Raw genomic sequence first — 26,130 nt, 5'->3', positions numbered from 1 at the left:
GGGCGGCATGGCGGAGCCATGGCAACCGACGACAACGCGGCGAGGCGCGGTGCCAGGCGCCGGGAGCCCGGCATGATCGGCGAGACGCCCCCTAGGGATGCCGCGGTCCAGGTGGCGGGGAGGACATGTCCTCCTCCGACCCGCCGGGCGGGAAGCCTGCTCGGTGTCTCGGCGTCCGCCGCCGCGGCGGCGCTGTGGCTGCCGGTGTGGGCGCTGCGGGCGGCGCGGTGGGTGTGGGTGGCGCCGGCCCTGCTGCTGGGCGCCGTCGCGGCGGTGCGATGGGCGCTGCTGGACGGCTGACGGTGCGTCAGAACAGGGCCGTGCCGCGTTCGAAGTCCAGCAGGCGGCGCTTGCGGTCCACGCCGCCGCCGTAGCCGGTGAGGCTGCCGTCGGCGCCGACGACGCGGTGGCAGGGCACGATGATGCCGATCGGGTTCCTCCCGTTGGCGAGGCCGACCGCGCGGGACGCCTTGGGGTTGCCGAGGGCGGCGGCGAGTTGGCCGTAGGTGCGGGTCTCGCCGTACGGGATGGTGCGCAGGTGGTCCCAGACGGTGCGCTGGAACGGGGTGCCGTGCAGCCGGAGCGGGACGGTGAACTCTGTCGACTCGCCCGCGAAGTAGGCCTCCAGCTGCTCCTCCGCCTCGGCGAAGGAGCGCTCGGCGAGGCGGCTGTCGGCGGGTGGGCCGAAGGACTCCTGGGGCGGGCGGTGGCGCTGGTTCTCCATGTAGACGCCGCACAGGACGCCGTCGTCGGCGACCAGGGTCAGGGGGCCGTAGGGGCTGTCGATCACGGTGTGCTGCTTCATGGAACGTCCTCAGACCGGAAGGAAGTTGATGGGGTGGCTGTCGGTCGCCCACAGGTACTGGACGGCGTACGCCCGCCAGGGCCGCCAGGCCGCCGCGCGGGCCGTGAGCGCCGCCGGGGTGGAGGGCAGGCCGAGGTCGCGGGCGGCGCGGCGGATGCCGAGGTCGGTGGGGAGGAAGGCGTCGGGGTCGCCGAGCGCGCGCATGGCGATGACGTCGACCGTCCAGGGGCCGAAGCCGGGCAGTTCCAGCAGGCGGGCGCGGGCCTGGGCCCAGTCGCTCTCCACGCCCAGGTGGAGCGAGCCGTCGGCGAGCCGGCCGACGAGGGTGGTGAACGTCGTGCGGCGGGTGCGGGGCATCGCCAGCGTCTCGGGGTCGACCGCGGCCAGCGCCTCGGCCGAGGGGAAGAGGTGGGTGAGACCGCCCTCGGGGTCGTCGACCGGCTCGCCGTGCGCGGCGACCAGACGGGCGGCGTGGGTGCGGGCGGCGGCCGTGGAGACCTGCTGGCCGAGGACGGCGCGGACGGCGAACTCGGCCTCGTCGACGGTGCGCGGCACCCGGCGCCCGGGGGCCTTGTCGACCAGCGGGGCGAGCAGCGGATCGGTGCGCAGCTGGTCGTCGATGGCGACCGGGTCGGCGTCCAGGTCGAGCAGCCGGCGGCAGCGGCTGATGGCGACGGGCAGATCGCGCAGGTCGCCGAGGGTGAGGCGGCAGGCGATGTGGTCGGGGCGCGGGGACAGGGCGGCGATGCCGTGGCCGTGCGGGAGGCGCAGGGTGCGGCGGTAGGCGCCGGTGGGGGCACCGCCCACACCGTTCGGGCTGTGGGGGAGCCATTCCTCGACGCCGGGGACGGCGGTCGCGGCGAGGTGGCCGAAGAGGTTGTCGGGGTTGAGGGGCGCGCGGAACGGCAGGCGCAGGGAGAGGACGCCGGGGGTGCCCGCGGTGTGCACGCGCGGGGCGCGGGCGCGCAGCTCGCTGGGGTTGAGGGCGAAGACCTCGCGGACGGTGTCGTTGAAGGTGCGGATGGAGGCGAAGCCGGCGGCGAAGGCGATCTCGGCCATCGGCAGCGCCGTCGTCTCGATGAGCAGGCGGGCGGTCTGGGCGCGCTGGGCGCGGGCGAGGGCGAGCGGTCCCGCGCCCAGTTCGGCGAGCAGCTGGCGTTCGATCTGCCGGGTGCTGTAGCCGAGCCGGGCGGCGAGGCCGGGGACGCCCTCGCGGTCCACGACGCCGTCGGCGATCAGCCGCATCGTGCGGGCGACGAGGTCGGCGCGCTGGTTCCACTCCGGCGAGCCGGGGCTGGTGTCCGGGCGGCAGCGCTTGCAGGCGCGGTAGCCGGCCTGCTGGCAGGCGGCGGCGCTCGGGTAGAACACCATGTTCCGCGGCTTGGGCGGGACGACCGGGCAGCTGGGCCGGCAGTAGATCCGGGTGGTCAGGACGGCGGTGAAGAACCAGCCGTCGAAGCGGGCGTCCTTGGACTGGACCGCGCGTACGCAGCGCTCGGTGTCGGTGTGCATCGCCGTCTGCATGCGTCCAGCATCCGGTACCGGACGCATGCGAGCTGGCGAGAATCCGACATCAACCTCGGCTGTCCTGCACCGGCCCGGATCGCCACGCGGACTCGCGCAGCAGGCGCAGCCCGTTCAGCCCGACCAGCACGGTGGAGCCCTCGTGCCCGGCGACGCCGAGCGGCAGCGGCAGGTGGCCGGCCAGGTCCCAGACGACGAGGACGGTGATGAAGGTGCCGGCGACGACCAGGTTCTGCACGACCAGGCGGCGGGCGGCGCGGGACAGGCGGACGACGGCGGGGACGGCGGCGAGTTCGTCGCGGACCACGACGGCGTCCGCGGTCTCCAGGGCGAGGTCGGAGCCGGCGCGGCCCATGGCGATGCCGGAGTGGGCGGCGGCGAGGGCGGGGGCGTCGTTGACGCCGTCGCCGACGAACAGCACCTTGCGGCCGGTTCGCTGGACGGCGTGCACGGCGTTCACCTTGTCCTCGGGCAGCAGCTCCGCGCGGACGTCGGTGAGCCCGGTGGCCTCGGCGACCCGGGCGGCGGTGTCCGCGTTGTCGCCGGTGAGCAGGACGGGGGCGGTGCCGGTGAGGGCGGTGAGGGCGGCGGTGGTGGCGGCCGCGTCGGGGCGCAGCCGGTCGGTGAGGGCGAGGGTGCCGACGGGGACGCCGTCGCGGGTGACGGTGACGAGGGTGGCGCCGCGGTGGCCTCCGGCGACATCGACGGGACCCGCGGGATCGGAGGGTTCGGCGGCGCCCGTGCCTGAGTCCGTGGACCGCGTACTGTCCACCGCATCCTGCATACGGCCGACCGTCACCCGTCGGCCGTCCACCGTCGCCGTGATCCCGTGCCCCGGTGTCGCCGTGAAGTCCTCCGCCGCCGCGATGCGCAGGTCCCGCGCGCGGGCGGCGGCCACGATCGCGCGGGCCAGCGGATGCTCGCTGGGATGCTCGGCCGCCGCGGCGAGGGCCAGCAGCCCGGCCGCGTCGAGTCCGGAGCCCGGCAGCGGCCGTACGTCGGTGACCTCGGGGGCGCCTTCGGTGAGGGTGCCGGTCTTGTCGAGGGCGGCGGTGTCGATCTCACCGAGGCGTTCCATCGCCACGGCCGACTTCACCAGCACGCCGTGCCGGCCGGCGTTGGCGATGGCGGACAGCAGCGGCGGCATGGTGGCGAGGACGACCGCGCACGGCGAGGCGACGATCATGAAGGTCATGGCCCTGAGCAGGGCGTCGGTGAGCTCCGCGCCGAAGAGCAGCGGGACGGCGAAGACGGCGAGGGTGGCGGCCACCACGCCGACCGCGTAGCGCTGTTCGATCTTCTCGATGAACAGCTGGGTGGGCGCCTTGGTGCGGGAGGCCTCCTCGACCAGGGTGACGATCCGGGCGATGACGGAGTCGGCCGGGTCGCGGTCGACGCGGACGCGCAGCGCGCCGGTGCCGTTGAGGGTGCCGGCGAAGACCTCGTCGCCGGGGCGCTTGACGACGGGGAGGGGTTCGCCGGTGATGGTGGCCTGGTCGGCCTCGCTGGTGCCGTCCAGGACCGTGCCGTCGGCGCCGATCCGCTCCCCCGGGCGGATCAGCAGCAGGTCGCCGACGGCGAGTTCGGCGGTGGGCACGGTCTGCTCGGTGCCGTCGTCGGCGATCCGGGTGGCGGTGCCGGGGGCGAGGTCGAGCAGGCCGCGCACGGAGTCGGCGGTGCGGGCGGTGGCCAGGGCCTCCAGGGCGCCGGAGGTGGCGAAGATGACGATGAGCAAGGCGCCGTCGAGGACCTGGCCGATCGCGGCGGCGCCGAGCGCGGCGACGATCATCAGCAGGTCGACGTCGAGGGTCTTCTCGCGCAGGGCGCGCAGCCCTTCCAGGGCGGGCTCCCAGCCGCCCGCGAGATAGGCGACGGCATACGGGATCCCGTGGGCCCAGGCGGGCGCTCCGCCCAGGTCGAGGGCGAGGCCCAGCAGGAAGGCGACGAGCGCCGTGAGGGCCCAGCGGGCCTCGGGCAGGGCGAGGAGGCGGGTGCGGCGGCCGGGTGCCGCCGGGGCGCGGACGGGGGTCGGCTGGGGAGCGAGAGTCGCGGACACGCGGTCACCATACAGGAACACATGAAGACTCATTCATTCGTTCATGTACGGTGGGTAAGATACTCGCCATGGGTCATGGAGCCGTCACCCCCGCGCAGAGCGCCCCCGAGCGCGTCCGACTCGACGCGGACAACGTGGCGAAGGTGGCCACCACCCTCCAGGCCCTGTCCACGCCCTCCCGGCTGCTGATCCTCGCCCGGCTGCGCGAAGGGCCGCTGCCGGCCACCGAGTTGGCCGCCGAGGTGGGCATGGAGCAGTCGGCCTGCTCGCACCAGCTGCGGCTGCTGCGCAATCTCGGGCTGGTGGTGGGTGAGCGGCGCGGCCGGTCGGTGGTCTACGCGCTGCACGACCACCATGTCGCCGAACTCCTCGACCAGGCCGTGTACCACGTCGAGCATCTGCGGCTCGGGATCAGCGACGCCGCGGAGTAGCGCCGGACCGGGTGACCAGCGCCCAGAGCGCGAACACCTCGATCGCGATCATCACGATCGACCACAGCGGCACGTACGGCAGGAACAGGAACTGCGCGACCAGGCTGACCGAGATCAGCGGGACGCCGGCCGTCCGGGCCCAGCCGGCGCCGACGAGCACGCCCCAGCCGGTGGCGGCCACCAGGGCGCCCAGCACGAGGTGGATCCAGCCCCAGCCGGTGAGGTCGAGTCCGTAGACGTAGCTGCCGATCCGGCCGTAGACGTCGTCCCCGGCGATCGCCGCGACGCCCTGGAGCACCGCGAGCACCCCGCCGCACAGCATCAGCACCCCGGCGACGACGAGACCGCCGGTGCGCAGGCCCTCGGTGGTGGGCGGCGGCGGTGTCCCCGCCCCGGGCCGGCGCCGCTCGGCGGTCCAGGCGGTGCCGATCTCGCTCTGCGGCCGTGGGGCCTTCTCCTGGCTCATACCGCTGTCCTTTCGGTGTCCCGGCCGTCGCCGTCCTCGAGGAACGCGACCACCCCGAGCGCGAAGAGCAGTGCCAGGGCGAGGCCGATGACGACCCAGCCGGTCGGGTAGGGCCACAGGGCGTAGGCGAGGACCGCGCCCGCGACGAGGAGCCAGCCGATCCAGACGCGGAACCGGCGGACGAACGGCCCCACGGGCCCGGTACGCAGCCCGGCCCGGTCGGCGGTCGAGCGGACCGCGCCGATGCCGGAGTACCACAGCCGCCGGACCAGGCCGGCCCGGTGTCCGGGGCCGGTCAGCCAGGCGGCGAGGGCCACCACCACGCCTAGGGCCACCCCGGTCCGCACCGAGGTGCGCAGATAGCGGACCAGGATGTCGTAGACGGACGCGGCGGCCGGCTCGGAGACGCCGGACGGGAGGGCGTCGAGGTACATCACCCGGGCGACGGTCACGGCGACGCCCAGCATCAGCGTGGCGAAGGCGAAGGCGAGAGAGGCGACGATCAGGGTGCGGCGGCGGTGGGTGGCGAGCAGCACGCCGCCCACGATCAGCAGCAGCGCGAGCACGGGCACCCAGAAACCGGCCAGTTGCAGCAGCCGGAACCAGGTCTTGAGCCGGCCGATGTCCTCGGCCTGGAAGACGGTGAAGTCGGTGTGGACGGTGGGGATCCTGCTCGCGGCCGACAGTCCGTCGTCGACCAGGCGCTGTTTGACCTCCTCGACGAGCGGGGCGAGATCGACGGTCACCGCGTCGTCCTTCAGCCGGATCGCTCCCCCGCCGCCGGTGAGCGCCTCGTCGACGGCGGCGTGCACCCGGCGGTTGGCGTCGGTCCAGATCCGGGCGAACACGTCGGAGGCGACGATGGCCTGCGCCTTGTCCTGGACGAAGCTGCGGACGGCGTCCTCCAGGGTGTCGCCGAGCTGACCGAGCGCCTTGTCCACCAGGGGACGGTCGGCGGGGGCCACCTCCTGGAGCAGGGCGGGCAGGTCGAGGCGGCTCATCACGGCGTCGGTGACACGGGTGGCGGCGGCCCGCTGCACGTCCTGGTCACGGGCGAGCGGGGCGACGGTCTCGACGTAGCGGTCGGTGTCGCCGACGATGTCGGCGGTCCAGGCGGCCACGGCGCCGAGCGGGGCGAGCAGGCAGCCGAGGACGATCAGCACGGCGGCGGTGAAGGACCGCCACCGGTGCCGGGCGGGGCGCCGGGCGCGTTCGGCCTCCAGGGACGCGACACGGGCCCGCAGCTGTTCCAGCTCCGCCCGGGAGGCATCCGCCCCAGCGGCACCGCTGTCCGACATGGCGTCTCCGCATCGTCCGTCGAGGGACCCGTGAAGGGAACCGGTGGGAGACAGCACAACGCGTCGGCGGGGCGGCGGCGAGCGGTGCGGGCCGTCCGGGTGAACGGCCCGCGCGCCCGGAACTCAGAAGTTGATCATGTGTCCGGCGAGTCCGTGCACGGCCTCCTTGACCGCCTCGCTCAGCGTCGGGTGGGCGTGCACGTTGCGGGCCACCTCGTGGACGGTGAGGTCCCACTGCTGGGCCAGGGTCAGCTCGGGCAGGAGCTCGGTGACGTCCGGGCCGATCAGGTGGCCGCCGAGCAGCTCGCCGTACTTGGCGTCGCTGATCAGCTTCACGAAGCCGGTGCTGTCACCGAGGCCGTGCGCCTTGCCGTTGGCGGTGAACGGGAACTTGGCGACCTTCACGTCGTGGCCGAGGTCGCGGGCCTGGGCCTCGGTGTAGCCGAAGCTGGCGATCTGCGGCTGGCAGAAGGTGGCGCGCGGGATCATCGCGTAGTCCAGCTCCATGGTCTCCGCGTCGGCGATGGTCTCCGCCGCGACCACGCCCATCGCCTCGGCGGCGTGCGCCAGCATCAGCTTGGCGGTGACGTCGCCGATGGCGTAGATGTGCGGCACGGAGGTGCGGCAGCGGCCGTCGACGTCGATCGCGCCGCGCTCGGTGAGCCGGACCCCGGTCTTGTCCAGGCCGTAGCCGTCCACATTGGGCGCGAAGCCGATCGCCTGGAGCACCTTGTCGGCCTCCAGCACCTGCTGGGAGCCGTCCTTGGCGGTGACGGTGACCCGGACCTGCGCGCCGGACTCGTCGATGGCGTCGACGCGGGTGGAGGTGAGCACGTCGATGCCGAGGCGCTTGTACTGCTTGGCGAGTTCGGCGGAGACCTCGGCGTCCTCCAGCGGGGCGACCCGGTCCAGGAACTCGACGACGGTGACCTTCACGCCGTAGTTGTGCAGGACGTACGCGAACTCGATGCCGATGGCGCCGGCACCCGCGATGACGATCGACCGCGGCAGCTCCTCGGCGACGATCTGCTCCTCGTACGTCACGACGCGTGCGCTGCGCTTGGTGCCGGGCAGCAGCTTGGGCGTGGCGCCGGTGGCGATGATGCAGTGCTCGAAGCCGATGCTGCGGGTGGTGCCCTCGTAGTCGGTGACCTGGAGGGTGTGCGGGTCGAGGAAGGTGCCGCGGCCGTCGAACTCGGTGATCTTGTTCTTCTTCATCAGGTAGTGGACGCCCTTGACCCGGCCGTCCGCGACCTTGCGGCTGCGCCGGAAGGCCTCGCCGTAGTCGAAGGAGACCGTGCCGTCCACCTTGATGCCGAAGGTCTTCGCCTCCTTGGTGACGATGTGCGCCAGCTCGGCGTTGCGCAGCAGGGCCTTGGTGGGGATGCAGCCGACGTTCAGGCAGACGCCGCCCCAGTACTTCTCCTCGACGACGGCGACGCGCTTGCCCAGCTGGGCGGCGCGGATGGCGGCGACGTACCCGCCGGGGCCGGCCCCGAGTACGACGACGTCGAACCGCTCGTCCTGCTCGTCCATGCGGAAGATCCCTTTCGGTGCGGTGCGAGCTGTGCGTGCAGTCGGATTGTTCCGCCCCGCACCGCCGCACGCCACCGGCTGCGGCCCGGGGTGGGCGACGTCTCAGCGGCGGAGTCCACGGGGGACCCGGCGCTAACCGCCGTGCAGGGCGTTCAGGACGTCGTCGTCGGTCAGCTGGGCGAAGTCCTCGTACCAGAGGCCGACCGCGTGGAACGGGCTGGGCCGGTGCAGGCAGACCACGTCGTCGGCCTCGCCGCGCAGCAGTTCGGCCGCCTCGCCGGAGCACACCGGCGCGGCGACCACCACCCGCTCGGGCTGCCGGACGCGCACCGCGCGCACGGCGGCGCGGGCGGTGGCGCCGGTGGCCAGTCCGTCGTCGACGAGGATGGCGGTGCAGCCGGTCAGCTCGGGCGCCGGGCGGCCCTGGCGGTAACGCTCCTCGCGGCGGCGCAGCTCGGTCCGTTCGCGGGCCACCACCGGGGCGAGGTCCTCCTCGGTGAGGCCGGTCTGCTCCAGGGAGCGCGGGTCGAACAGCGGCGGCTCGTCACCGGCGATGGCGCCCACCCCGAACTCCTCGTGGAACGGGGCGCCGATCTTGCGGACGACGAGCACGTCGAGCGGGGCGCCGAGGGCGCGTGCGACCTCCTGGGCCACGGTGACGCCGCCACGTGGCAGGGCGAGGACGACCGGGTGCGGCAGGAGCCCCTTCTCCTGGAGGATGCGCAGATGCTCGGCCAGTTCCTGCCCGGCGTGTGTGCGGTTGTGGAAACGCGTGGTCATGACCCGCCCCCGTCCGGTCGCCCTTCGAGTACGTCCCTCACGGGCCCCGGGTTTCCCCCGCGAGGCGAGCCACACGTGCCCGTCGGGTTCTACGGTGGAAGCGTGGAAGGCGGTGTCGTGACGCTGTTCCTGTGCGGGGACGTGATGCTCGGGCGCGGCGTCGACCAGATCCTGCCGCACCCCGGTGACCCGGGGCTGCGGGAGGACTACGTGCGCGACGCGCGGGGCTATGTGGAGCTGGCGGAGGCGGCGAACGGGCCGGTGCCGGCGCCGGTCGACTGGTCGTGGCCGTGGGGCGAGGCGCTGGGGGTGCTGGCGCGGGTCGCACCGGACGCCCGGATCCTGAACCTGGAGACGGCCGTCACCGCGGACGGCGCGTTCGCGCCCGGCAAGGCGGTGCACTACCGGATGCACCCGGCGAACCTGCCCGCCCTCACGGTGGCCCGCCCGGACGTGTGCGTGCTGGCCAACAACCATGTGCTGGACTTCGGCCGCGCGGGCCTCACCGAGACCCTGGACGCGCTGGCCGGGGCCGGGCTGCGCACGGCGGGCGCGGGCCGGGACGCGGAGGCCGCGTACGCGCCGGCCGTGGTGGAGGTCGGCGCGGGCGCCCGGGTGCTGGTCCTCGCGCTCGGCATGACCTCCAGCGGTGTGCCGCCGGGCTGGACGGCGACCGAGGAGCGGCCGGGGGTCGCCCATGTGCCGGCGCCCTCGCCCGCCGCCGCCGAGGCGGTGCTGCGCCGGGTGGGACGGGTGCGGCGGCCCGGTGACGTGGTGGTCGTGTCGGTGCACTGGGGATCGAACTGGGGACATCGCGTCCCGCGCGACCAGGTCCGCTTCGCGCACGCCCTGGTGGACGGCGGGGTGGACGTGGTGCACGGCCACTCCTCGCACCACCCGCGCCGCGTCGAGCGGTACCGGGACCGGCTGGTGCTGTACGGCTGCGGGGACTTCGTCGACGACTACGAGGGCATCACCGGCTACGAGGAGTACCGCGACGACCTGCGGCTGATGTTCCTGGTGTCGGTGGAGGCGGCGACCGGGCGGCTGCGCGGGCTGCGGCTGGTGCCGCTGCGGGCGCGGCGGATGCGGCTGGAGCACCCGACCGCCGACGACCGCGCCTGGCTGCGCACGACGCTCGACGCCTTCGCGGTCGGCCTCGCCGTCGTCCCCGGCCCCGACGGCACCCTGGAGGCGGTGCCGTCGGGCGGGGACGGCCTCTAGGCCTCGTGCGCGGCGACGGTGTCGGCGGTGGGCCGTCGGAAGGCCCTCATCGCGTCGTCGACGTCGTGGAGCGGCCGCAGCCGGTAGGTGTAGGCGTAGTCGCGGTCGGCGAACAGCTTGTACTCGTCGTGGGTGTGGGCGCCCCAGCTGTTGTCGCCGCCGACGCCCATCTGCCGGTGGTTCACCCGCAGCACGACCTCCTCGCGCGGGGTGAGCTGGTAGTCGTGGCGCACCCCGAGCGACAGGTCCTCGGGGGTGAAGTGGGAGGCGTTGACCTCCAGCAGCGGCTCACCGGTGACCAGCAGCCCGGTGCCGTCGGCGCCGGTGAGCGCGATCCAGCGGACGTCGGTCCTGTTCCCGTTCTCCTGCGGTCGGATGTACGGCGTCCACTGCCCGGAGACGGTTCCGGAGTACACGCCGACGTCGGTGCCGTCGTTGCGGTCCCAGTGGTTCTCCTCGGGGCCGCGCCCGTAGTAGCGCAGCCGCTCCAGCCGCCCGGGCAGGAACAGCAGGCTGCCGACCTCCGGCAGGTACGGCAGGCTCGCCGCGCCCGGGTGCAGGGTGTGGTCGACCTTGATCTCGCCGTTGCCGAAGACGGTGTAGGTGGTGGTGTACGTCGACACGGTGGTGGTCGGCAGGGTGCCGGCGACCGTGATCCGCACGGCCCGGTCGCTCAGGGCGCGCACCCGCACGTCCGCCACGGTGCGCCGTGCTCCGGCGTCGCGCCAGGTCTGGTTGCGGATGTGCTGGCCGTTGCCCTTGTCGTTGTCGGTGGGGGCCCGCCAGAAGTTGGGCGCGGGGCCCGAGACGATCAGGGACCGGCCTCCGGCCTCGTAGGAGGTGATGACGCCGCGGCCCTTGTCGACGGTGACGGCGAAGTCGTCGCCGGTGACGGTGATCCGCCGTTCGCCGTCGGTGTGGCGCAGCGCGGGCACGCGTGCGAGCGGCACCGGGGTCACCTCGGGGCTGCCGGCGTCCAGGGCGAGCTGCGCGCGGGCCACTTCGAAGCCTGCGTCGGCCCAGGGGGTGCGCTCCTTGGTGGTGAAGGACAGCTCCAGGAAGTACTCGGTGCCGGGGGCCCGCCGCTCCGGCAGCCGTACGGGCAGGGTGATCCGTTTCGTGGACAGCGGGGGCACGTCCAGCTGGGCGCGGGTCAGGGTGCCGCGCTGGACGGTCCTGCCGTCGGCGACCAGGGCCCAGGAGCCGTCGTAGGCGCGGAGGTTGGTGAACAGGTACTCGTTGGTGAGGGTGACGGTGCCGGGGCCGCCGTCGGCCGGGGCGGCGTGGATGGCCTGGTGGACGCGCTTGACCTCGGCGGCCTTGCCGGTGTGTCCGCGGTCGGCGGTGACGATGCCGTCGGCGACGAAGTTGCCGTCGTTGGGGTTGTCGCCCCAGTCGCCGCCGTAGGCGTAGAACGTCTTCTGCCGGGGCCGGCGTTCGGTGTGGCCGACGGTGGCCGCGTCGAACCAGAACCGCACGCCGTCGTCGCCGGGACCGCGGCGGTCGGAGGCGAGTTCGGCGGCGGTGAGGGCGCGGGCGTACACCCGGGCGCGGCGGACGGTGCCGCTGAACTCGCGGGTCTGGTGGTCGGCGTCGGTGGCGAGCGCGAGGGGCGCGGTGGTGACGCCGGGGCGCCGGGTGGTGGTGCGGGTGGCCCTGATCTCGCCGTCGACGTACAGGGTGAGGGTGCCGGCGTCCGCGTCGAAGACGCCCGCGACATGGTGTTCGGTGCCGGTCCAGTCGGCGGGCAGCGGCCAGTTCGCACTGACCCACTGGCCGTCGCCGTGGATGAAGAACTCCAGTTTCCCGTCGGTCTGCTTGAGGGCGTACTGGGTGTCGCCCTTGGCGAGGATCGGCTGGTGGTAGCCGGTCACCTTGGGGGTGATCCAGGCTTCGAGGGTGAGCGAGCCGGTGAGGTCGAGGCGGCGGTCGCGGGCGAAGACGGTGCCGCCGGACAGGCCCTCGGCCCGGTCGAAGGTGCCGGACGCGGCGAGGATCTCGCCCTTCAGGCGGGCCGGGCCGGTCTCGGTGAACAGGTTGCGCGCCGGGGTGGGCCAGGTGAGCGACTGGTCGGCGAAGTCCCAGATCCAGCCGCCCTGGAGGACGTCGTGGCGGCGGACGAGGTCCCAGTACTTCTTGAGGTTGCCGTTGGAGTTCCCCATCGCGTGGGAGTACTCGATCATCACGTACGGCCGGGTGTCGGTGGTGTCCTGGGCGCGGGCCTCGACACGGGCGGGGGTGTCGTACATCTCGGAGCGGATGTCGCTGATGCCCGGGCGGTCGTCGCCCTCGTACTGGATGACCCGGGTGGGGTCGTAGGAGCGGATCCAGTCGTGCATGGCGTTGAAGGTGCTGCCGCCGCCCGCCTCGTTGCCCAGCGACCAGATGACGACGCTGGCGTGGTTCTTGTCGCGGTGGACCATGTTGCGGGCGCGGTCGAGGCAGGCCTCGGTCCACTCGGGGTGGCTGCCCGGGTACTGGCTCCTGATGCCGTGGGTCTCCAGGTTGGTCTCGTCGACGAGGTAGAGGCCGTACTCGTCGGCGAGTTCGTACCACAGCGGGTTGTTGGGGTAGTGCGAGGTGCGGACGCTGTTGATGTTCAGCCGTTTGATCAGCTCGATGTCCCGTACGAGGTCCGCGCGGGTGAGCGCGGTGCCGCGGTCGGGGTGCATCTCGTGGCGGTTGGTGCCGCGGAAGGAGACGGGCTTGCCGTTGATCCGCATCAGCCCGTCCTTGAGCGCGAACTCGCGCAGGCCGACCCGGTGCGACAGCGTCTCGACGACCTTTCCGGAGGGGTCGCGGAGCTGGAGGACGGCGGTGTAGAGGTACGGGTGCTCGGCCGACCAGAGCCGGGGGTCGGGGACCGCCCGGGCCGCCTCGGCGGTGGCCTCGCCGCCGGCGGGGACGTCGGCGGACCGCTGGAGGGGGCGGCGCCAGACGGGTCGTCCGGCGGCGTCGTACAGCATGACGTCGACGGTGTACCGTCCACGGGATGCGCGGCCGGCTCCGCCCTCGGCGCTGTCGCCGTAGTCCCGGATGTGCGCGGTGACCTTCAGCTCGGCGGCCGTGCAGTCGTCGCTGAGCGGGGTGTCCAGCTTGAAGTCGCGCAGGTGCACGGTGGGCGTGGAGTAGAGGTGGACCGAGCGGAAGATGCCGCTCAGCCGGATCATGTCCTGGTCCTCCAGCCAGTCGCCGTCGGAGTAGCGGTAGACCTCCACCGCGATCTGGTTGGTGCCGGACTTCAGGTACGGGGTGATGTCGTACTCGGCGGGTGTGTAGGAGTCCTCGTGGTAGCCGACGAGCCGGCCGTTGATCCACACGTAGTGGGCGGACTTGACGCCCTCGAAGTGCAGGAAGGTGCGGCGGCCGGACCAGGAGCTGGGCACGGTGAAGGTACGGCGGTACTGGCCGACGGGGTTGTAGCGGGTCGGCGCGGCCGGCGGCCGCGGGTCCTCGCCGAGGCCGTTGGGGCCCCAGTAGGGGTAGGTGACGTTGAGGTAGATCGGCCGGTCGTAGCCGTGCAGCTGCCACACGGACGGGACGGGCAGGGTGTCCCAGTCGCCGTCGTCGAGGTCGGTGCGGTGGAAGTCGGGGTCGCGGTCGGCGGGCCGCTCGGCGTGGGCGAACTTCCAGGTGCCGTCGAGGCTCAGCCGGTACGGCGAGCGGGTGCGGTCCCCGGCCAGGGCCTGCTCCAGGTCGGCGTACGGCATCAGCGTGGTGTGCGGCGGCTCGGAGCCCAGCCGGAAGACGGTGAGGCCGGCGTTCCACTCCGGGGTGCCGTCGGGATCGGCGGCCGGATCGGCGGCGGGCGCGGCGGCCGGTCCGTCGGCGGCGTACGCGGCACCGGGCACGGACAGGGCGAGCGCGCCCAGTGCGGCGGCTCCGCCTTCGAGCAGCCGGCGGCGGCTGACGATCGGGCGGGCGGCCGGCGACGCGAGGGCTTCGGAGGCTGCGTGAGCTTCGAAGGTTGCGTGAGCTGCGAGGGCTTCGGGGTGATGGGCGTGAGGCACGTGCGGGTGCGGCATGACCGTGACCTTCCTCGGGACGGACCCCTCCGCTCGTGGCCCCCTCAACTCGGGTTCCCCTGGGGACTTCTGAGCCTCGGTCACACTAAAACCCCAACAGAATCGAAGCAACGAGGCTGTCGCTGTCTGTGGCATTCTGTTGGGCCAGTCGGCGGAAGCCGGTCTCCGGGAAAAGAATTCTCCGGTCGGCTGATCGGATCGCCCGACTTTTGCGTACCTCCTGGCGTACAGGTGCTCGCGTCAGGAGGCAGCATGCGGATGTCCCGCAACACGGCAGGAAGCGTCTTCGTGTTCGGCGCGCTGGGTCTGACCCTGGCCGCCCTCGCGTATCCCGCCATGCTCGGGGTGGAGAACACGGCCACGTCGGCGGACCGCATCATCGCCAACACCCGGTTCGGGCCGCTGACCGAGGCCGACCGCGACTTCGTGGTCAAGGTCCGGGCGGCGGGTCTGTGGGAGTACCCGCTGGGCGAGCTGGCGATGCAGCGGGGGACCACCCCGGAGATGAAGGAGGCCGGCGCGCATCTGATCGTCGGCCACTCCCGGCTGGACGCCACCTGCCGCCGGATCGCGCCGGAGCTGGGCATCACCCTGCCCAACCAGGCCAGTCCCCAGCAGCAGCAGTTCGTGGCGACCGCGGCGGCGGAGTCCGGCCGGCAGTTCGACTCCACGGCGGTCACCATCATGCGGGTGACGCACGGGCAGATCTTCCCGACCGTCGCCAAGATCCGGGCCAACACCCGCAACAGCCTGGTCCGGGAACTCGCCGACCAGGCCAACGACACGGTGCTCGACCACATCACCGTGCTGGAGAAGACCGGACTGGTCAATCACGAGCAGGTGAACTTCCAGCAGACCACACCGCCGAAGCTGCCCCAGGACCAGCTCACCCCGCCCCCGCCGCAGCCGGGCGCGCCGGTGCTCGCCCTCGCGCCGCGCCCGGACCTGAACATCAACACCGCCTCGCCGTCCCCGACGCCCGCGCCCACCTCACGCTGACAGGGCCGCCGACCTGGGGAAACTCCTATTCCCCGCGATCCATCGGCATCCCTATGCCGGGCATTGGATTCCGCATTGGAAACGCCGTCACGGGCAGGCCTACCTTCGACGACATCGCCGCCCCGACGACCTGCCTCCGCAGCGTCGGGGTGAAGCCCACCGCTCTCGGGAGAGACACACCATGTCGAAGATCCTCTTCGTGATGACCGGCGCCGACCACTGGACGCTGAACGACGGCACCCTGCACCCCACCGGTTTCTGGGCGGAGGAGGCCGTCGCCCCGTACGAGGCGTTCAAGGCCGCCGGTCACGAGGTCGTCGTCGCCACGCCGGGCGGCGTCGTTCCCCCCGTGGACAAGGGCAGCCTGGCCGCCGAGGTGAACGGGGGCCAGGAGGCCGCCGACCGCCTGGCCCGCGCGCTGGACGCGATGGCCGAGCTGCGGCAGCCGATCCGGCTGGAGGACGTCGACCTCGGCGAGTACGCGGCCGTGTTCTACCCCGGCGGTCACGGCCCGATGGAGGACCTCGCCGTCGACGCCACCTCGGGGCGGCTGCTGATCGACGCGCTGGAGTCCGGCACGCCGCTGGGCGTGGTCTGCCACGGCCCGGCCGCCCTGCTGGCCGCGGTACGCCAGGACGGCTCCAACGCCTTCGCCGGCTACCGGGTCGCCGCGTTCACCGACGCCGAGGAGAAGCAGGGCGGCCTGGCGGACAAGGCACGCTGGCTGCTCCAGACCCGGCTGACCGAGGCCGGGGTGGACGTCGAGGCCGGCGAACCGTGGGCACCGAAGGTCGTCGTGGACCGCACCCTGATCACCGGCCAGAACCCGGCGTCGTCCGCGCCGCTGGCGGAGGAACTGCTGAAGAGGCTGGGCTGAGCCGGCAGTCTCCGCCCGGCGGACGGAGGAGCCCCGCCGAGCCCCCGCCGAGCCATCGCCGGGGGGTGCGGCCACCTGGCGGCGCCATAGGACGCGGCTAGGCTTGGTCGGGTGAGGCATAGGAAGTTCGATGGCCGAGGAGCCTCGGGCGGCCCGGAGGGCTCCGACGGGGCGGACGAAGGGGCGCCGGAGGCGGGTAGGGGGTCGACGGGTGCGGCCGGCGGCGCGGCTGGTCTCACCAGCGGCTCGGCGGAGCCGGTAGGCAGCTCGGCGGGTCCGGGCGAGGCCTCCGCGGGGCGGGGCGGCAGCCCGACGACTGCGCCCATCGGCCCGGCGGGTCCGGCCACCGGCTCCACGCATCCGACCGGCGGCCCGGCAGGTCCGGGCGGCTGCTCTACGGAACCGACCGGCGGGCTGGCACGGCCGGTCACCGGCTCCACGGATCCGACCGGCGGCCCGGCGAATTTGGCCACCGGCTCTGCGGATCCGACCGGCGGCCCGGCAGGCCCGAGCAGCAGCCCTACGGATCCGACCGGCGGCCCGGCAGGCCCGGCCACCGGCCCCACGAATCCGACCGGCGGCCCAGCAGGGCCGGGCGGCAGCTCGACGGGGTCGGATGGCGGCCCGGCAGGTCCCGCCAACAGCTCGCCGGAGCCGACCGGCCGCTCGACAGGGTCCGTCCGCGGCTCAGCCGGCCGGGCCCGCGGCTCGGCGCACCCCGTCGGCCGCTCCACACCACCCGCCGGCCGTTCCGCAGGGGCGGACAGTGGCTCGGGGAAGGGCCTCGGGCTGCGGGGTGCCGGTGGGCCGGCCGGGGTGGATCTGAATGTGCTGCGGACCTTCCTGGCGGTGTACCGCTCCGGTTCGTTCACCGCCGCCGCCGGGCTGCTCGGGGTGTCGCAGCCGACGGTGACCACGCAGATTCGGGCGCTGGAGCGGCAGACCGGGCGGGAGCTGTTCGAGCGGTTGCCGCGCGGGGTCGCGCCGACCAGCGTCGCGCACGACCTCGCCGCCCGGGTCGCCGCGCCCCTCGACGCCCTCGCCGCCGCCACCGGACAGGACACCGATGAGGACGAGGAGGCGGCGCCGGTGCATCTGGCCGGCCCCGCCGAGCTGATGTGCGCCCGGGTGCTCCCGGCCCTCGCCCCGCCGGCCGCCGCCGGACTGCGCCTGCGGGTGACGCTGGGCCTGACCGACGCACTGCTGGAGGAGCTGCGCGCCGGCCGCCACGACCTGGTGATCGCCACCTACCGGCCGCGCGGCCGGGCCCTGACCGCCCTGCCGCTGATGGACGAGGAGTTCGTGCTGGTCGCGGCGCCGGTCTGGGCCGACCGTCTGGTGGACCGGCTCGCCGCCGACGGTCCCGGCGTCCTGCGCGCCGTCCCACTCGTCAGCTACGCCGAGGACCTGCCCATCGCCCGCCGCTACTGGCGCCATGTCTTCGGCACCCGGCTGTCCCACCCCGCCGCCGTCACCGTCCCGGATCTGCGCGGGGTGCTCGCGGCGGTCGTCGCGGGCGCCGGTTTCACCGTGCTGCCGCGCTATCTGTGCGAGGCCGAGCTGGCCTCCGGCGCGCTGGTGCCGCTGCTCGAACCGGCGGACCCGCCGATCAACACCGGCTATCTCGTGCAGCGCCCGGGCCGTTCGGAGAACCCGGACGTGATCCGCGTCCGGGACCTGCTGCTGGAGGCGGGGCGCGGCTGGTGAGACGCGTCAGCCGACCTGCGCGGCGAACGCCTCGTGGGCCCGCTCGTCGAAGAGGACGAACCTGACCTCCTCGACCGAGGTCCGCGCGGCCCGCACGGTGGCCACGGCGATCCGCGCCGCGTCCTCCATGGGCCAGCGGTAGACGCCGGTGGAGATCGCCGGGAAGGCGACGGTGCGGGCGCCCAACTCGCCGGCGACGCGCAGCGATTCCCGGTAGCAGGAGGCGAGCAGGTCCGAGCGGTCCTCGGTGGCGCTGTGCACGGGACCCACGGTATGGATGACCCAGCGCGCGTCCAGCGCGCCCGCCGTGGTGGCGACCGCGCGGCCGGTGGGCAGGCCCTTGCCGTAGGAGGAGGCGCGCAGCCTGCGGCACTCCTCCAGGATCGCGGGGCCGCCCCGCCGGTGGATGGCGCCGTCGACGCCTCCGCCGCCCAGCAGCGAGGAGTTGGCCGCGTTGACGATGGCGTCGACGCTCTCGCGGGTGATGTCGCCCCGGACGAGCGTGAGCGTGGTCATGATGTGCTTCTCAGCTTTCTCCAGACGGCCTTCGCGGCGTTGTGCCCCGACATGCCGTGCACGCCGGGGCCGGGCGGGGTGGCGGACGAGCAGATGAATACCGCCGGGTGCGGGGTGCGGTACGGGGACAGTGTCAGCCGGGGGCGCAGCAGGACCTGGAGCCCGGAGACCGCGCCGGTGGCGATGTCGCCGCCGACGTAGTTGGCGTTGCGGACGGCCAGTTCGGGCGGGCCGGCCGTGGCGCGGGCGAGGACGCGGTCGCGGAACCCGGGCGCGAAGCGCTCCAGTTGGCGTTCGACGGCGTCGGTGAGGTCGCCGGTCCAGCCGTGCGGCACGTGCCCGTAGGCCCAGAAGGTGTGCTTTCCGGCGGGGGCGCGGGTCGGGTCGACGACGCTCGGCTGCACGGTGATCAGGAACGGCCTGTCGGGGGCGCGGCCCTCTCGGGAGGCGGCGCGCAGGGCGGTGCCGATCTCCGCGCTGTCCGCGCCGATCTGCACGGTGCCGGCGGTGCGCGCCTCGGGCGCGGTCCACGGGACCGGGCCGTCCAGCGCGTAGTCGATCTTGAAGACGCCGGGGCCGTAACGGAAGCCGTCGTAGAAGCGGCCGAAGCCGGCGATCCGGGCCAGGGCGGTGGGCGAGGTGTCGAAGACGTAGGCGCGGGCGGGCGGCAGGTCGTCGAGGCGCTTGACCTCGTAGTCGGTGTGGAGGGTGCCGCCGAGGTCCTTCAGGTAGGCGGCGAGCGCGTCCGAGATGGACTGGGAGCCGCCCTGGGCCACCGGCCAGCCGCGGGCGTGCGCGGCGAGGGCGAAGACCAGGCCGATGGCGCTGGTGGCCAGGCCGGTGAGGGGGGCCATGACGTGGGCGACGAGCCCGGCGAACAGGGTCTTGGCGCGCTCGTCGTGGAAGCGGCGGGTCAGCCAGGTCGACGGGGGCAGTCCGGCGAGGCCGAAGCGGGCGAGGGTCACCGGGTCGCGCGGGAGCGCGGTGAGCGGCAGCGACATGAAGTCCCGGGCGAGGGTGTCCCAGCGGGGCAGGAACGGGCCGACCAGTCTGCGGTACGCGCCCGCGTCGCGCGGTCCGAAGGACGCGGCGGTCTCCGCCACCGAGCGGGACAGCACGGCGGCGGTGCCGTCGGGGAAGGGGTGGGCCATGGGCAGGGCGGGCTGGAGCCAGCGCAGGCCGTAGCGCTCCAGCGGGAGGTCGCGGAAGGCGGGCGAGTTGATGCCGAGGGGGTGGGCGGCGGCGCACGGGTCGTGGCGGAAGCCGGGCAGGGTCAGCTCTTCGGTGCGGGCTCCCCCGCCGACGGTGCCGCGCGCTTCGAAGAGGGCCACGGAGAAGCCGCGGCGGGCCAGTTCCACGGCGGCCGTCAGTCCGTTCGGCCCCGCTCCCACCACGACCACATCGAGCATCGACGGCACCTTCGGGCTCCTTCGTCAGCCGATGGCCACTGGGGTTCAGGATATGCCGGGCCCTCTGCGGCCCCGGTCGGCGGGGACCCGCGCGGGCCGCACACGACACCGGCGCTGGCCGTCCGGTCAGGCCGCGGGGCGTGGCCGTCCGGTCAGGCCGCGGGTGTGGCCAGCAGCGCCGCCACCCGGCGGGCGGTCGCCGTGTCGCGGGCCGCGGTGAACGGCAGGACGTTGCCACCGGTGATCCGGAACGGTTCGCCGGTGCGGGTCAGGTGGGCCCCGCCCGCCTCCTCGACGAGCAGCAGGCCCGCCGCGTGGTCCCAGGCGGCTTCCCAGCTGAAGGCGGTGGCGTCGGACTCGCCCCGGGCGACGGCCAGGTACTCCAGTCCGGCCGAGCCGCACGGGCGGGGGGCGACGCCCTCGGTGCGCAGGGCGAGCAGGGCGCGCTTCTGCTCGTCCGTGGTGTAGTCCGGGTGGGAGGTGGCGACGCGCAGGTCCCGGCCGGGCGTGGGCGGACCGGCGTACAGCCGCTCGCCGTTCAGGTGGGCGCCCTGGCCCTTGATCGCGGTGGCGAGTTGGTCACGGACGGGCGCGAAGGTCCAGGAGGCGAGCACCACGCCGCGGTGGGCGAGGGCGACGAGGGTGCAGAAGCCGTCGTCGCCGTGCACGAACTGCCGGGTGCCGTCGACCGGGTCCACGATCCAGACCGGGGCGTCGCCCCGTATCGCCCCGTAGGTCGCGGGGTTGGCGTGCACGGCCTCCTCGCCGACCACGACGGAACCGGGCAGCAGCGTGGACAGCTCCTCGGTGAGGTACAGCTCGGCCTTGCGGTCGGCGTCCGTGACCAGGTCGTGCGGGCCGCTCTTCTGGTCGATCTCGTGCGCGGCCAGCTGCCTGAAGCGCGGCATGATCTCCTGGGCGGCGGCCTTGCGGACCGCCTGCTCCACGTCGGCCGCGTGTCCGGCGAGAAACTCGTCGATGGTTTCGTTCTCTTCGATCATGTCTCCATGAGAGCACGCGCCACTGACAATCCCCACCCTGCCGGTGCACTCACGGTGGAATCGGTATGAACGCGGCGGTGGTGCCGCCCGTCAGCGGCCCACCGCGTACCCCTGCATCCCCCGCGGGTTCGCCGCCGCCGAGAGCACGCCGGTCCGCGGGTCCCGGGCGACCGCGCACAGCCGCCCCTCGGACCAGGCGCCGCCCACCGTCACGTCGTGGCCGCGCCGCCGCAGTTCCCCGACGACGGCCGGGTCGGTGCGGGACTCCACCGTCAGGCTGCCGGGCCGCATGCCACGCGGGAAGAAGGAGCCGGGGAAGCTGTCGTTGTGCCAGTTCGGGGCGTCGATCGCGCCTTGCAGGTCGAGGCCGCCGCGCACCGGCGGGCGCAGGGCGACGGCCAGGAGGAAGTGCAGCTGCCACTGGTCCTGCTGGTCGCCGCCGGGCGTGCCGAAGGCCAGCACCGGTACCCCGTCGCGCAGCGCGATCGAGGGGGTGAGGGTGGTGCGGGGGCGGCGGCCGGGGGTGAGGGAGTTGGGCAGGCCCTCCTCCAGCCAGGTCATCTGGAGCCGGGTGCCGAGCGGGAAGCCGAGTTCGGGGACGACGGGGTTGGACTGGAGCCAGCCGCCGCTGGGCGTGGCGGCGACCATGTTGCCCCAGCGGTCGACGACGTCGAGGTGGCAGGTGTCGCCGCGAGTCGCGCCGTCCGGGGCGACCAGGGGCTCGCCGGGCACAGGGGAGGTCGGCGGCTTGGCCACGGTCGGCTCGCCGACGCCCATCGGATTGAATTCGGGCACGTCGGTGGCGACCACGTGCGCGTGCGCGCTGAGCCTCGGGGTGCGCCCGTCCGGGCTGCCGGGCCGCAGTTCGTACGAGGCCCGCTCGCCGATCAGCGCCCGCCGCCCGGCATTGTAGGCGTCCGACAGCAGGGCGTCGAGCGGCACCTCGGCGGCGTCGCCGTACCAGGCCTCCCGGTCGGCCATGGCGAGCTTGCAGCCCTCGACGAGCAGGTGGACGTAGTCGGCGGAGCCGTACGCGGGCAGCTCCGGCGGGAGCAGGGCGAGCTGCTGGAGGAGGACCGGGCCCTGGCTCCAGGGCCCGGCCTTGCACACGGTCCAGCCGTTCCAGTCGTACGTCGCCGGCGCCTCGTAGGTCGCGGACCAGCCGGCGAGGTCGTCGGCGGTGAGCGTGCCGGTGTGGTGCTCGCCGCTGGTGTCGAGGGTGGGGCGGGCGGCCTGGCGCACGAGGGCCTCGGCGATGAACCCGGTCCGCCAGACCTGCCGCGCCGCCTCGATCTGCGCCTCCCGGTCCCCGGCGCCCGAGACCTCCGCGAGCAGCCGCCGCCAGGTGGCGGCGAGGGCGGGGTTGCGCAGCAGCTCGCCGGGGCGGGGCGGCCGGCCGCCGGGCAGGTAGACCTCGACCGAGGTGGTCCACTCGGTCTCGAACAGCTCGCGTACGGTCTCGACGGTCTCGCCGACGCGTTCCACAGGTGCGTGGCCGTGCTCGGCGTAGCCGATGGCGTACTTCAGGACGTCGGCGAGGGACTTGGTGCCGTGGTCGCGCAGCAGCAGCATCCAGGCGTCGAAGGCGCCGGGCACGGCGGCGGCGAGCGGTCCGGTGCCGGGGACGAGGTCCAGGCCGAGGCCGCGGTAGTGGGCGACCGTGGCCCCGGCGGGCGCGACGCCCTGGCCGCACAGCACCCGTACCTGGCCGCCGGCCGGGGCGATGAGGACGGGTACCTCGCCGGCCGGTCCGTTGAGGTGCGGTTCGACCACGTGCAGCACGAACGCCCCCGCCACGGCCGCGTCGTAGGCGTTGCCGCCGTCCTCCAGGACGGCCATCGCGGACTGGGAGGCCAGCCAGTGGGTGGAGGACACCATGCCGAAGGTGCCACTGAGGGTGGGGCGAGTCGTGAAGTGCATACCTGACCTCGGTGCGGGTGGACGTCGGCGGGCGAAGGGACGCTACCTTCTCGTCCCGGCCGCCGGGAGCCCAGCCCCCGGCCGGCGGAGCCCACCGGCCGAACGACGGAGCCCCGGCCGACGAAGCCCACGGCCGAAGGACCCGCGGCCGACAGAGCGCACGGCCGAAGGTCCCGCGGCCGAGGGAGCCCACGCCCGACAGAGCCCACGCCCGACGGGGCCTCATCGGTCACCCGGTCCGGGCCCGGCCCGGGGCCGCGGCCAGCAGGTCGCGGGTGTAGGGGTGGGCCGGGGCGCGGAAGAGGTCGTCCGCCGCGCCGGTCTCCACGACGCGTCCGCCTCGCATGACCATCACGCGGTGGGCGATCTGCCGGACCACGGCCAGGTCGTGGGAGACGAAGAGGTAGGCCACACCGGTCTCGGCCTGCAGTTCCGCGAGGAGGCTCAGGATGCGTGCCTGGACCGAGACGTCGAGGGCCGCGACCGGCTCGTCGCACACGACGAGGTCCGGGGAGAGCGCCAGGGCGCGGGCGATCGCCACGCGCTGGCGCTGGCCGCCGGAGAGTTCGGCCGGTCTGCGCTCCAGGAACGCGGTGGACAGCGCGACCCGGTCGAGCAGTTGGGCCACGCGCTTGGTCCGGCCGGCCCGGTCGGCCACGCGGAAGGCGCGCAGGGGCTCACCGACGATGTCGGCGATCGTCATCCGCGGGTCCAGCGAGGTGTAGGGGTTCTGGTAGACGAGCTGGGCCCGGCGGCGCAGTGCGCGGAGCCGGGTGCCACGGGCCTCGGTGACGTCGTCGCCGTCGAAGTGGACGCGGCCCGCGTCCGCGGGCAGCAGGCGCAGGATCAGCCGGGCGGTGGTCGATTTGCCGGAGCCGGACTCTCCTACGAGGGCGACCGTCTCGCCGCGGTGCACGGTGACCGCGACGTCGTCGACGGCCCGCAGGGTGCGGGCTCCGCCGGCGGAGCGTGGCAGCGGGAAGTCCTTGGTGAGGTGTTCGGCCCTCAGCAGCGGAGGACGGCTGGTGGGCGGCGGTGGCGGGGCGATGGGGACGGCGTCCAGGCGGGGCACGCTGCCGAGGAGTTGGCGTGTGTAGGGCTCGGTGGGTGCGTCGAGCAGACGGCCGGCCGGCGCGCACTCGACGATCGTGCCCTTGGACATGACGGCGATCCGGTCGGCCCGGTCGCCCGCGACACCCAGGTCGTGGGTGACCAGCAGGACGGCGGTGCCGGAGTCCCGGGCGAGGGCCTGAAGGTGGTCGAGGATGCCTCGCTGCACGGTGACGTCGAGGGCGCTGGTGGGTTCGTCGGCGATGATCAGCCGTGGATCGCCGGCCAGGGCGATGGCGATGAGGGCGCGCTGGCGCATGCCGCCGGACAGTTCGTGCGGGTAGCGCCGGGCCTGGGTGGCCGGGTCGGGCAGTCCGGCCCGGCCGAGCAGTTCGAGTGTCCTGTCGTGCACGGTGGTCCGCGCCGCGAGGCCGTGGATGCGCAGTACCTCGGCCACTTGGCGGCCGATGCGCTGGACGGGGTTGAGGGAGACGGCCGGGTCCTGCGGGACCAGTCCGATCCCGGCGCCGCGGACGGCCCGCAGCTCCTTCTCGGGCAGTGCGGCGAGGTCCTGTCCGGCGAACCGGACGCGTCCGGCCTCGATCCGTCCGCCCGGGGGCAGCAGGCCGGTGATCGCGTGTGCCGTGGTGCTCTTGCCGGATCCCGACTCCCCGACGAGCGCGACGATCTCGCCGGGGGCGATGTCGAGGTCGAGGTCGTGCACGGCGTTCACCGGGCCGGTGCGCGTGCGGTACGAGACGCGCAGCCCTTGCAGGGACAGCAGCGCGGGATCGTTCATCGGTGGGCCGTCCATTCGCCGTCCAGGGCACGGGAGATGCGGTTGACCGCCAGGACGAGGGCCGCGACGGTCAGGCCGGCGAGCGTGGACACCCACCAGGCGTCGGCCAGGTAGTCCCGGCCGTCGGCGATCAGAGTGCCCCACTCGGGTTCGGGCGGCGGTGCCCCGAAGCCGAGGAAGCTGAGTGAGGACACGGACAGTACGGCCGTGCCGAGGTCGAGGGTCGCGAGGACGAGCACGGGGCCCGCGGCGTTCGGCAGCACGTGCCGGCCCAGGACCGTGTACCAGCGGGCGCCGGAGAGGCGGGCCGCCTCCACATAGGCGGTGTGGCGCACCCGCAGCACCTCGGCCCGCATGACCCGCGCGAATCCCGCGACGCTGGCGAGGCCGACGGCGAGCGCCACGTTCACGGTGCCCCGGCCGAGCGCCGTGATCACCGCGAGCGACAGGAACAGGCCGGGTACGGCGAGCAGTACGTCGACGAGCCGCATCAGGGCGGCCTCGACGGCACCGCCGGCGAAGCCCGCGACGAGCCCGAGACCGGTGCCCGCGACGAACGCCACGGCCACCGCGATGAGCGTGGCCTTGAGCGAGAGCGCGGCTCCGTGCACCACCCGCGCGTACAGGTCCCGGCCCAGTTGGTCGGTGCCGAACCAGTGCCGGGCGCCAGGAGGTCGAAGGATCTCGGTGGAGGTGCCGCGCAGTGGGTCCTGGCCGGTGAACAGGCCGGGCCAGAACGCGGCGAGCAGGACCGCGGCCACCAGGAGCAGGGACAGGACCAGGCCGGGGCGGTGCAGCAGGAAGCGTGCGAGGCGGGGTGCGCCGCGCCGGGCGGCCGCGGGTGGGGACGGCGGTGCGGGGCGCGGACGGTCCGCGTCGGCCGGCCGGCCGGTGATCAGCGCCTCCGTCACGGGGCTTCCTTCCACCGGGAGTGACGACGGACCGGTCACGGTCGCCTCCTTCGTGCGGACATGGCGCCGGCCGCTGCGTGCGGCCGCGCCGGGCGGGGACGACGGGGGCGGGAGCGGCTCACGCGGGCCTCCCCGCCCCGGCGTGCACGATCCGGGGATCGAGCAGCGGACCGGCGAGGTCCACCAGGAGGTTGACGAGGACGAAGACCAGCGCGCCGAACACCACCACGCCCTGCACCACCGGGATGTCCTGCACGGTCACCGCGTCCGTGGTGATCCGGCCGAGGCCGTTGCGGGAGAAGACGTTCTCCACCACGACGGCGTTGGCCGTCAGCTGCCCCGCGAGGACACCGACGACGGTGAGCGCGGGCAGCGACGCGTTGCGCAGCGCGTGCCGGAAGTGCACCCGGGCCCGCCCCGCCCCCTTGGCGCGGGCGGTCTGCACATACGGCTCGTCGAGCACCGTCTGGAGACTCTTCGCCAGCACCTGCGCGACCAGGACCGCGGCCGGCACCGCCAGCGTCACCGCGGGCAGCACCAGTCCGGCCGCGCCGTCGTTGCCGTAGGCGGGGAAGAGCGGGAGGCGGAACGAGAAGAGCTGGACGAGCATCAGGCCGACCCAGAAGGCGGGCAGGGAGATGCCGACCGACGGCAGCGAGAGCAGCAGCTGCCGCAGCCAGCGCCGCCGGGTGGCGGTCGACGCCAGGGCCAGCGCGCCGCCGGCCGCCACGGCGAGCGGCAGCGCGACCCCGGCCAGCTGGAGAGTCTGCGGCAGCGCGTCGGCGAGGGTGTCGGC

20 protein-coding genes and 1 pseudogene are annotated in these 26,130 nt (G+C 74.1%); 6 read left to right on the top strand and 15 right to left on the bottom strand.

Features of this window, described 5'->3' with window-relative positions:
• Window positions 1–300 (top strand): annotated as a pseudogene (locus ABT232_RS37185) (hypothetical protein); the annotation flags it as partial.
• A gap of 7 nt (window positions 301–307) precedes the next feature.
• Here ABT232_RS37185 and ABT232_RS37180 read toward each other — a convergent pair.
• From ABT232_RS37180 to ABT232_RS37170, 3 genes are read right to left on the bottom strand one after another with little or no spacing between them, the layout of a single operon-like run.
• Window positions 308–805 (bottom strand): methylated-DNA--[protein]-cysteine S-methyltransferase, encoded by a 498-nt coding sequence (locus ABT232_RS37180; protein WP_351848913.1) that lies wholly within the window; start codon window positions 803–805, stop codon window positions 308–310.
• Between the two features lie 9 nt (window positions 806–814).
• Window positions 815–2,329, bottom strand: a complete 1,515-nt coding sequence (locus ABT232_RS37175) for an AlkA N-terminal domain-containing protein (RefSeq protein ID WP_351848911.1) — start codon at window positions 2,327–2,329, stop codon at window positions 815–817.
• A 49-nt stretch (window positions 2,330–2,378) separates the two neighbouring features.
• Entirely contained in the window at window positions 2,379–4,418 is a 2,040-nt protein-coding gene (locus ABT232_RS37170) for a heavy metal translocating P-type ATPase (protein WP_351848909.1), read from the bottom strand.
• A 35-nt stretch (window positions 4,419–4,453) separates the two neighbouring features.
• On the opposite strand from ABT232_RS37170, the gene ABT232_RS37165 reads away from it, so the two are divergent.
• Entirely contained in the window at window positions 4,454–4,816 is a 363-nt protein-coding gene (locus tag ABT232_RS37165) for an ArsR/SmtB family transcription factor (RefSeq protein WP_351848907.1), read from the top strand.
• Here the strand turns inward: ABT232_RS37165 and ABT232_RS37160 are convergent.
• The 4 genes from ABT232_RS37160 to ABT232_RS37145 all read right to left on the bottom strand — a co-directional run bounded on the left by ABT232_RS37160 (window position 4,797) and on the right by ABT232_RS37145 (window position 8,896).
• Window positions 4,797–5,282, bottom strand: coding sequence for a DUF7144 family membrane protein (locus tag ABT232_RS37160; protein ID WP_351848905.1), 486 nt, complete (start codon window positions 5,280–5,282; stop codon window positions 4,797–4,799). The genes ABT232_RS37165 and ABT232_RS37160 overlap by 20 nt on opposite strands.
• Complete coding sequence (locus tag ABT232_RS37155; RefSeq protein ID WP_351848902.1) at window positions 5,279–6,580, bottom strand: hypothetical protein; 1,302 nt, start codon at window positions 6,578–6,580, stop codon at window positions 5,279–5,281. Before ABT232_RS37155 ends, ABT232_RS37160 begins: the two co-directional genes overlap by 4 nt.
• A gap of 123 nt (window positions 6,581–6,703) precedes the next feature.
• Entirely contained in the window at window positions 6,704–8,116 is a 1,413-nt protein-coding gene (gene lpdA / locus ABT232_RS37150; RefSeq protein ID WP_351848899.1) for a dihydrolipoyl dehydrogenase, read from the bottom strand.
• Window positions 8,117–8,248: 132 nt separating this feature from the next.
• Window positions 8,249–8,896, bottom strand: coding sequence for a phosphoribosyltransferase (locus ABT232_RS37145; protein WP_351848897.1), 648 nt, complete (start codon window positions 8,894–8,896; stop codon window positions 8,249–8,251).
• Between the two features lie 102 nt (window positions 8,897–8,998).
• Between ABT232_RS37145 and ABT232_RS37140 the strand changes: the two genes are divergently transcribed.
• Complete coding sequence (locus ABT232_RS37140; protein WP_351848895.1) at window positions 8,999–10,120, top strand: CapA family protein; 1,122 nt, start codon at window positions 8,999–9,001, stop codon at window positions 10,118–10,120.
• Here ABT232_RS37140 and ABT232_RS37135 read toward each other — a convergent pair.
• Entirely contained in the window at window positions 10,117–14,145 is a 4,029-nt protein-coding gene (locus ABT232_RS37135; protein ID WP_351848892.1) for a glycoside hydrolase family 2 TIM barrel-domain containing protein, read from the bottom strand. The two genes, ABT232_RS37140 and ABT232_RS37135, sit on opposite strands and share 4 nt — an antisense overlap.
• A gap of 252 nt (window positions 14,146–14,397) precedes the next feature.
• On the opposite strand from ABT232_RS37135, the gene ABT232_RS37130 reads away from it, so the two are divergent.
• From ABT232_RS37130 to ABT232_RS37120, 3 genes are all read left to right on the top strand, one after another.
• Window positions 14,398–15,144, top strand: coding sequence for a DUF4142 domain-containing protein (locus ABT232_RS37130; RefSeq protein ID WP_351848889.1), 747 nt, complete (start codon window positions 14,398–14,400; stop codon window positions 15,142–15,144).
• 181 nt (window positions 15,145–15,325) lie between these two features.
• Entirely contained in the window at window positions 15,326–16,021 is a 696-nt protein-coding gene (locus ABT232_RS37125) for a type 1 glutamine amidotransferase domain-containing protein (RefSeq protein ID WP_351848886.1), read from the top strand.
• Window positions 16,022–16,849: 828 nt separating this feature from the next.
• The gene (locus tag ABT232_RS37120; protein WP_450871644.1) at window positions 16,850–17,728 is read left to right on the top strand and encodes a LysR family transcriptional regulator; all 879 of its coding nucleotides are present in this window, start codon (window positions 16,850–16,852) and stop codon (window positions 17,726–17,728) included.
• A gap of 6 nt (window positions 17,729–17,734) precedes the next feature.
• On the opposite strand, the gene ABT232_RS37115 is transcribed toward ABT232_RS37120, so the two are convergent.
• From ABT232_RS37115 to ABT232_RS37085, 7 genes are all read right to left on the bottom strand, one after another.
• Entirely contained in the window at window positions 17,735–18,244 is a 510-nt protein-coding gene (locus ABT232_RS37115; protein ID WP_351848884.1) for an O-acetyl-ADP-ribose deacetylase, read from the bottom strand.
• The gene (locus ABT232_RS37110; RefSeq protein WP_351848881.1) at window positions 18,241–19,653 is read right to left on the bottom strand and encodes a phytoene desaturase family protein; all 1,413 of its coding nucleotides are present in this window, start codon (window positions 19,651–19,653) and stop codon (window positions 18,241–18,243) included. The genes ABT232_RS37115 and ABT232_RS37110 overlap by 4 nt, the downstream gene beginning before the upstream one ends.
• 152 nt (window positions 19,654–19,805) lie before the next feature.
• On the bottom strand, window positions 19,806–20,654 hold the full coding sequence (locus tag ABT232_RS37105) for an inositol monophosphatase family protein (protein ID WP_351848878.1): 849 nt from the start codon (window positions 20,652–20,654) through the stop codon (window positions 19,806–19,808).
• 90 nt (window positions 20,655–20,744) lie between these two features.
• Window positions 20,745–22,574, bottom strand: coding sequence for a gamma-glutamyltransferase family protein (locus ABT232_RS37100; protein ID WP_351848876.1), 1,830 nt, complete (start codon window positions 22,572–22,574; stop codon window positions 20,745–20,747).
• A 229-nt stretch (window positions 22,575–22,803) separates the two neighbouring features.
• Complete coding sequence (locus ABT232_RS37095; RefSeq protein WP_351848873.1) at window positions 22,804–24,423, bottom strand: dipeptide ABC transporter ATP-binding protein; 1,620 nt, start codon at window positions 24,421–24,423, stop codon at window positions 22,804–22,806.
• Window positions 24,420–25,334, bottom strand: a complete 915-nt coding sequence (locus ABT232_RS37090; protein WP_450871643.1) for an ABC transporter permease — start codon at window positions 25,332–25,334, stop codon at window positions 24,420–24,422. The genes ABT232_RS37095 and ABT232_RS37090 overlap by 4 nt, the downstream gene beginning before the upstream one ends.
• 118 nt (window positions 25,335–25,452) lie before the next feature.
• Window positions 25,453–26,130 (bottom strand): ABC transporter permease (locus ABT232_RS37085; RefSeq protein ID WP_351848870.1); only part of this gene is annotated, 678 nt, incomplete at its 5' end.

It is taken from the genome of Streptomyces sp. NPDC001532 (genome assembly GCF_040298625.1).
Taxonomy (GTDB): domain Bacteria; phylum Actinomycetota; class Actinomycetes; order Streptomycetales; family Streptomycetaceae; genus Streptomyces.
This window is presented reverse-complemented; position numbering and strand designations above follow the sequence as displayed.

Bases quoted from the DNA above. Each gene is read 5' to 3' on its own strand.
- ABT232_RS37175 (WP_351848911.1), bottom strand. From the start codon at position 2,329: ATGCAGACGGCGATGCACACCGACACCGAGCGCTGCGTACGCGCGGTC.
- ABT232_RS37100 (WP_351848876.1), bottom strand. From the start codon at position 22,574: ATGCACTTCACGACTCGCCCCACCCTCAGTGGCACCTTCGGCATGGTG.
- ABT232_RS37115 (WP_351848884.1), bottom strand. From the start codon at position 18,244: ATGACCACGCTCACGCTCGTCCGGGGCGACATCACCCGCGAGAGCGTC.
- ABT232_RS37180 (WP_351848913.1), bottom strand. From the start codon at position 805: ATGAAGCAGCACACCGTGATCGACAGCCCCTACGGCCCCCTGACCCTG.
- ABT232_RS37165 (WP_351848907.1), top strand. From the start codon at position 4,454: ATGGGTCATGGAGCCGTCACCCCCGCGCAGAGCGCCCCCGAGCGCGTC.
- lpdA (WP_351848899.1), bottom strand. From the start codon at position 8,116: ATGGACGAGCAGGACGAGCGGTTCGACGTCGTCGTACTCGGGGCCGGC.
- ABT232_RS37145 (WP_351848897.1), bottom strand. From the start codon at position 8,896: ATGACCACGCGTTTCCACAACCGCACACACGCCGGGCAGGAACTGGCC.
- ABT232_RS37125 (WP_351848886.1), top strand. From the start codon at position 15,326: ATGTCGAAGATCCTCTTCGTGATGACCGGCGCCGACCACTGGACGCTG.
- ABT232_RS37095 (WP_351848873.1), bottom strand. From the start codon at position 24,423: ATGAACGATCCCGCGCTGCTGTCCCTGCAAGGGCTGCGCGTCTCGTAC.
- ABT232_RS37105 (WP_351848878.1), bottom strand. From the start codon at position 20,654: ATGATCGAAGAGAACGAAACCATCGACGAGTTTCTCGCCGGACACGCG.
- ABT232_RS37130 (WP_351848889.1), top strand. From the start codon at position 14,398: ATGCGGATGTCCCGCAACACGGCAGGAAGCGTCTTCGTGTTCGGCGCG.
- ABT232_RS37155 (WP_351848902.1), bottom strand. From the start codon at position 6,580: ATGTCGGACAGCGGTGCCGCTGGGGCGGATGCCTCCCGGGCGGAGCTG.
- ABT232_RS37160 (WP_351848905.1), bottom strand. From the start codon at position 5,282: ATGAGCCAGGAGAAGGCCCCACGGCCGCAGAGCGAGATCGGCACCGCC.
- ABT232_RS37170 (WP_351848909.1), bottom strand. From the start codon at position 4,418: ATGAGTCTTCATGTGTTCCTGTATGGTGACCGCGTGTCCGCGACTCTC.
- ABT232_RS37110 (WP_351848881.1), bottom strand. From the start codon at position 19,653: ATGCTCGATGTGGTCGTGGTGGGAGCGGGGCCGAACGGACTGACGGCC.
- ABT232_RS37135 (WP_351848892.1), bottom strand. From the start codon at position 14,145: ATGCCGCACCCGCACGTGCCTCACGCCCATCACCCCGAAGCCCTCGCA.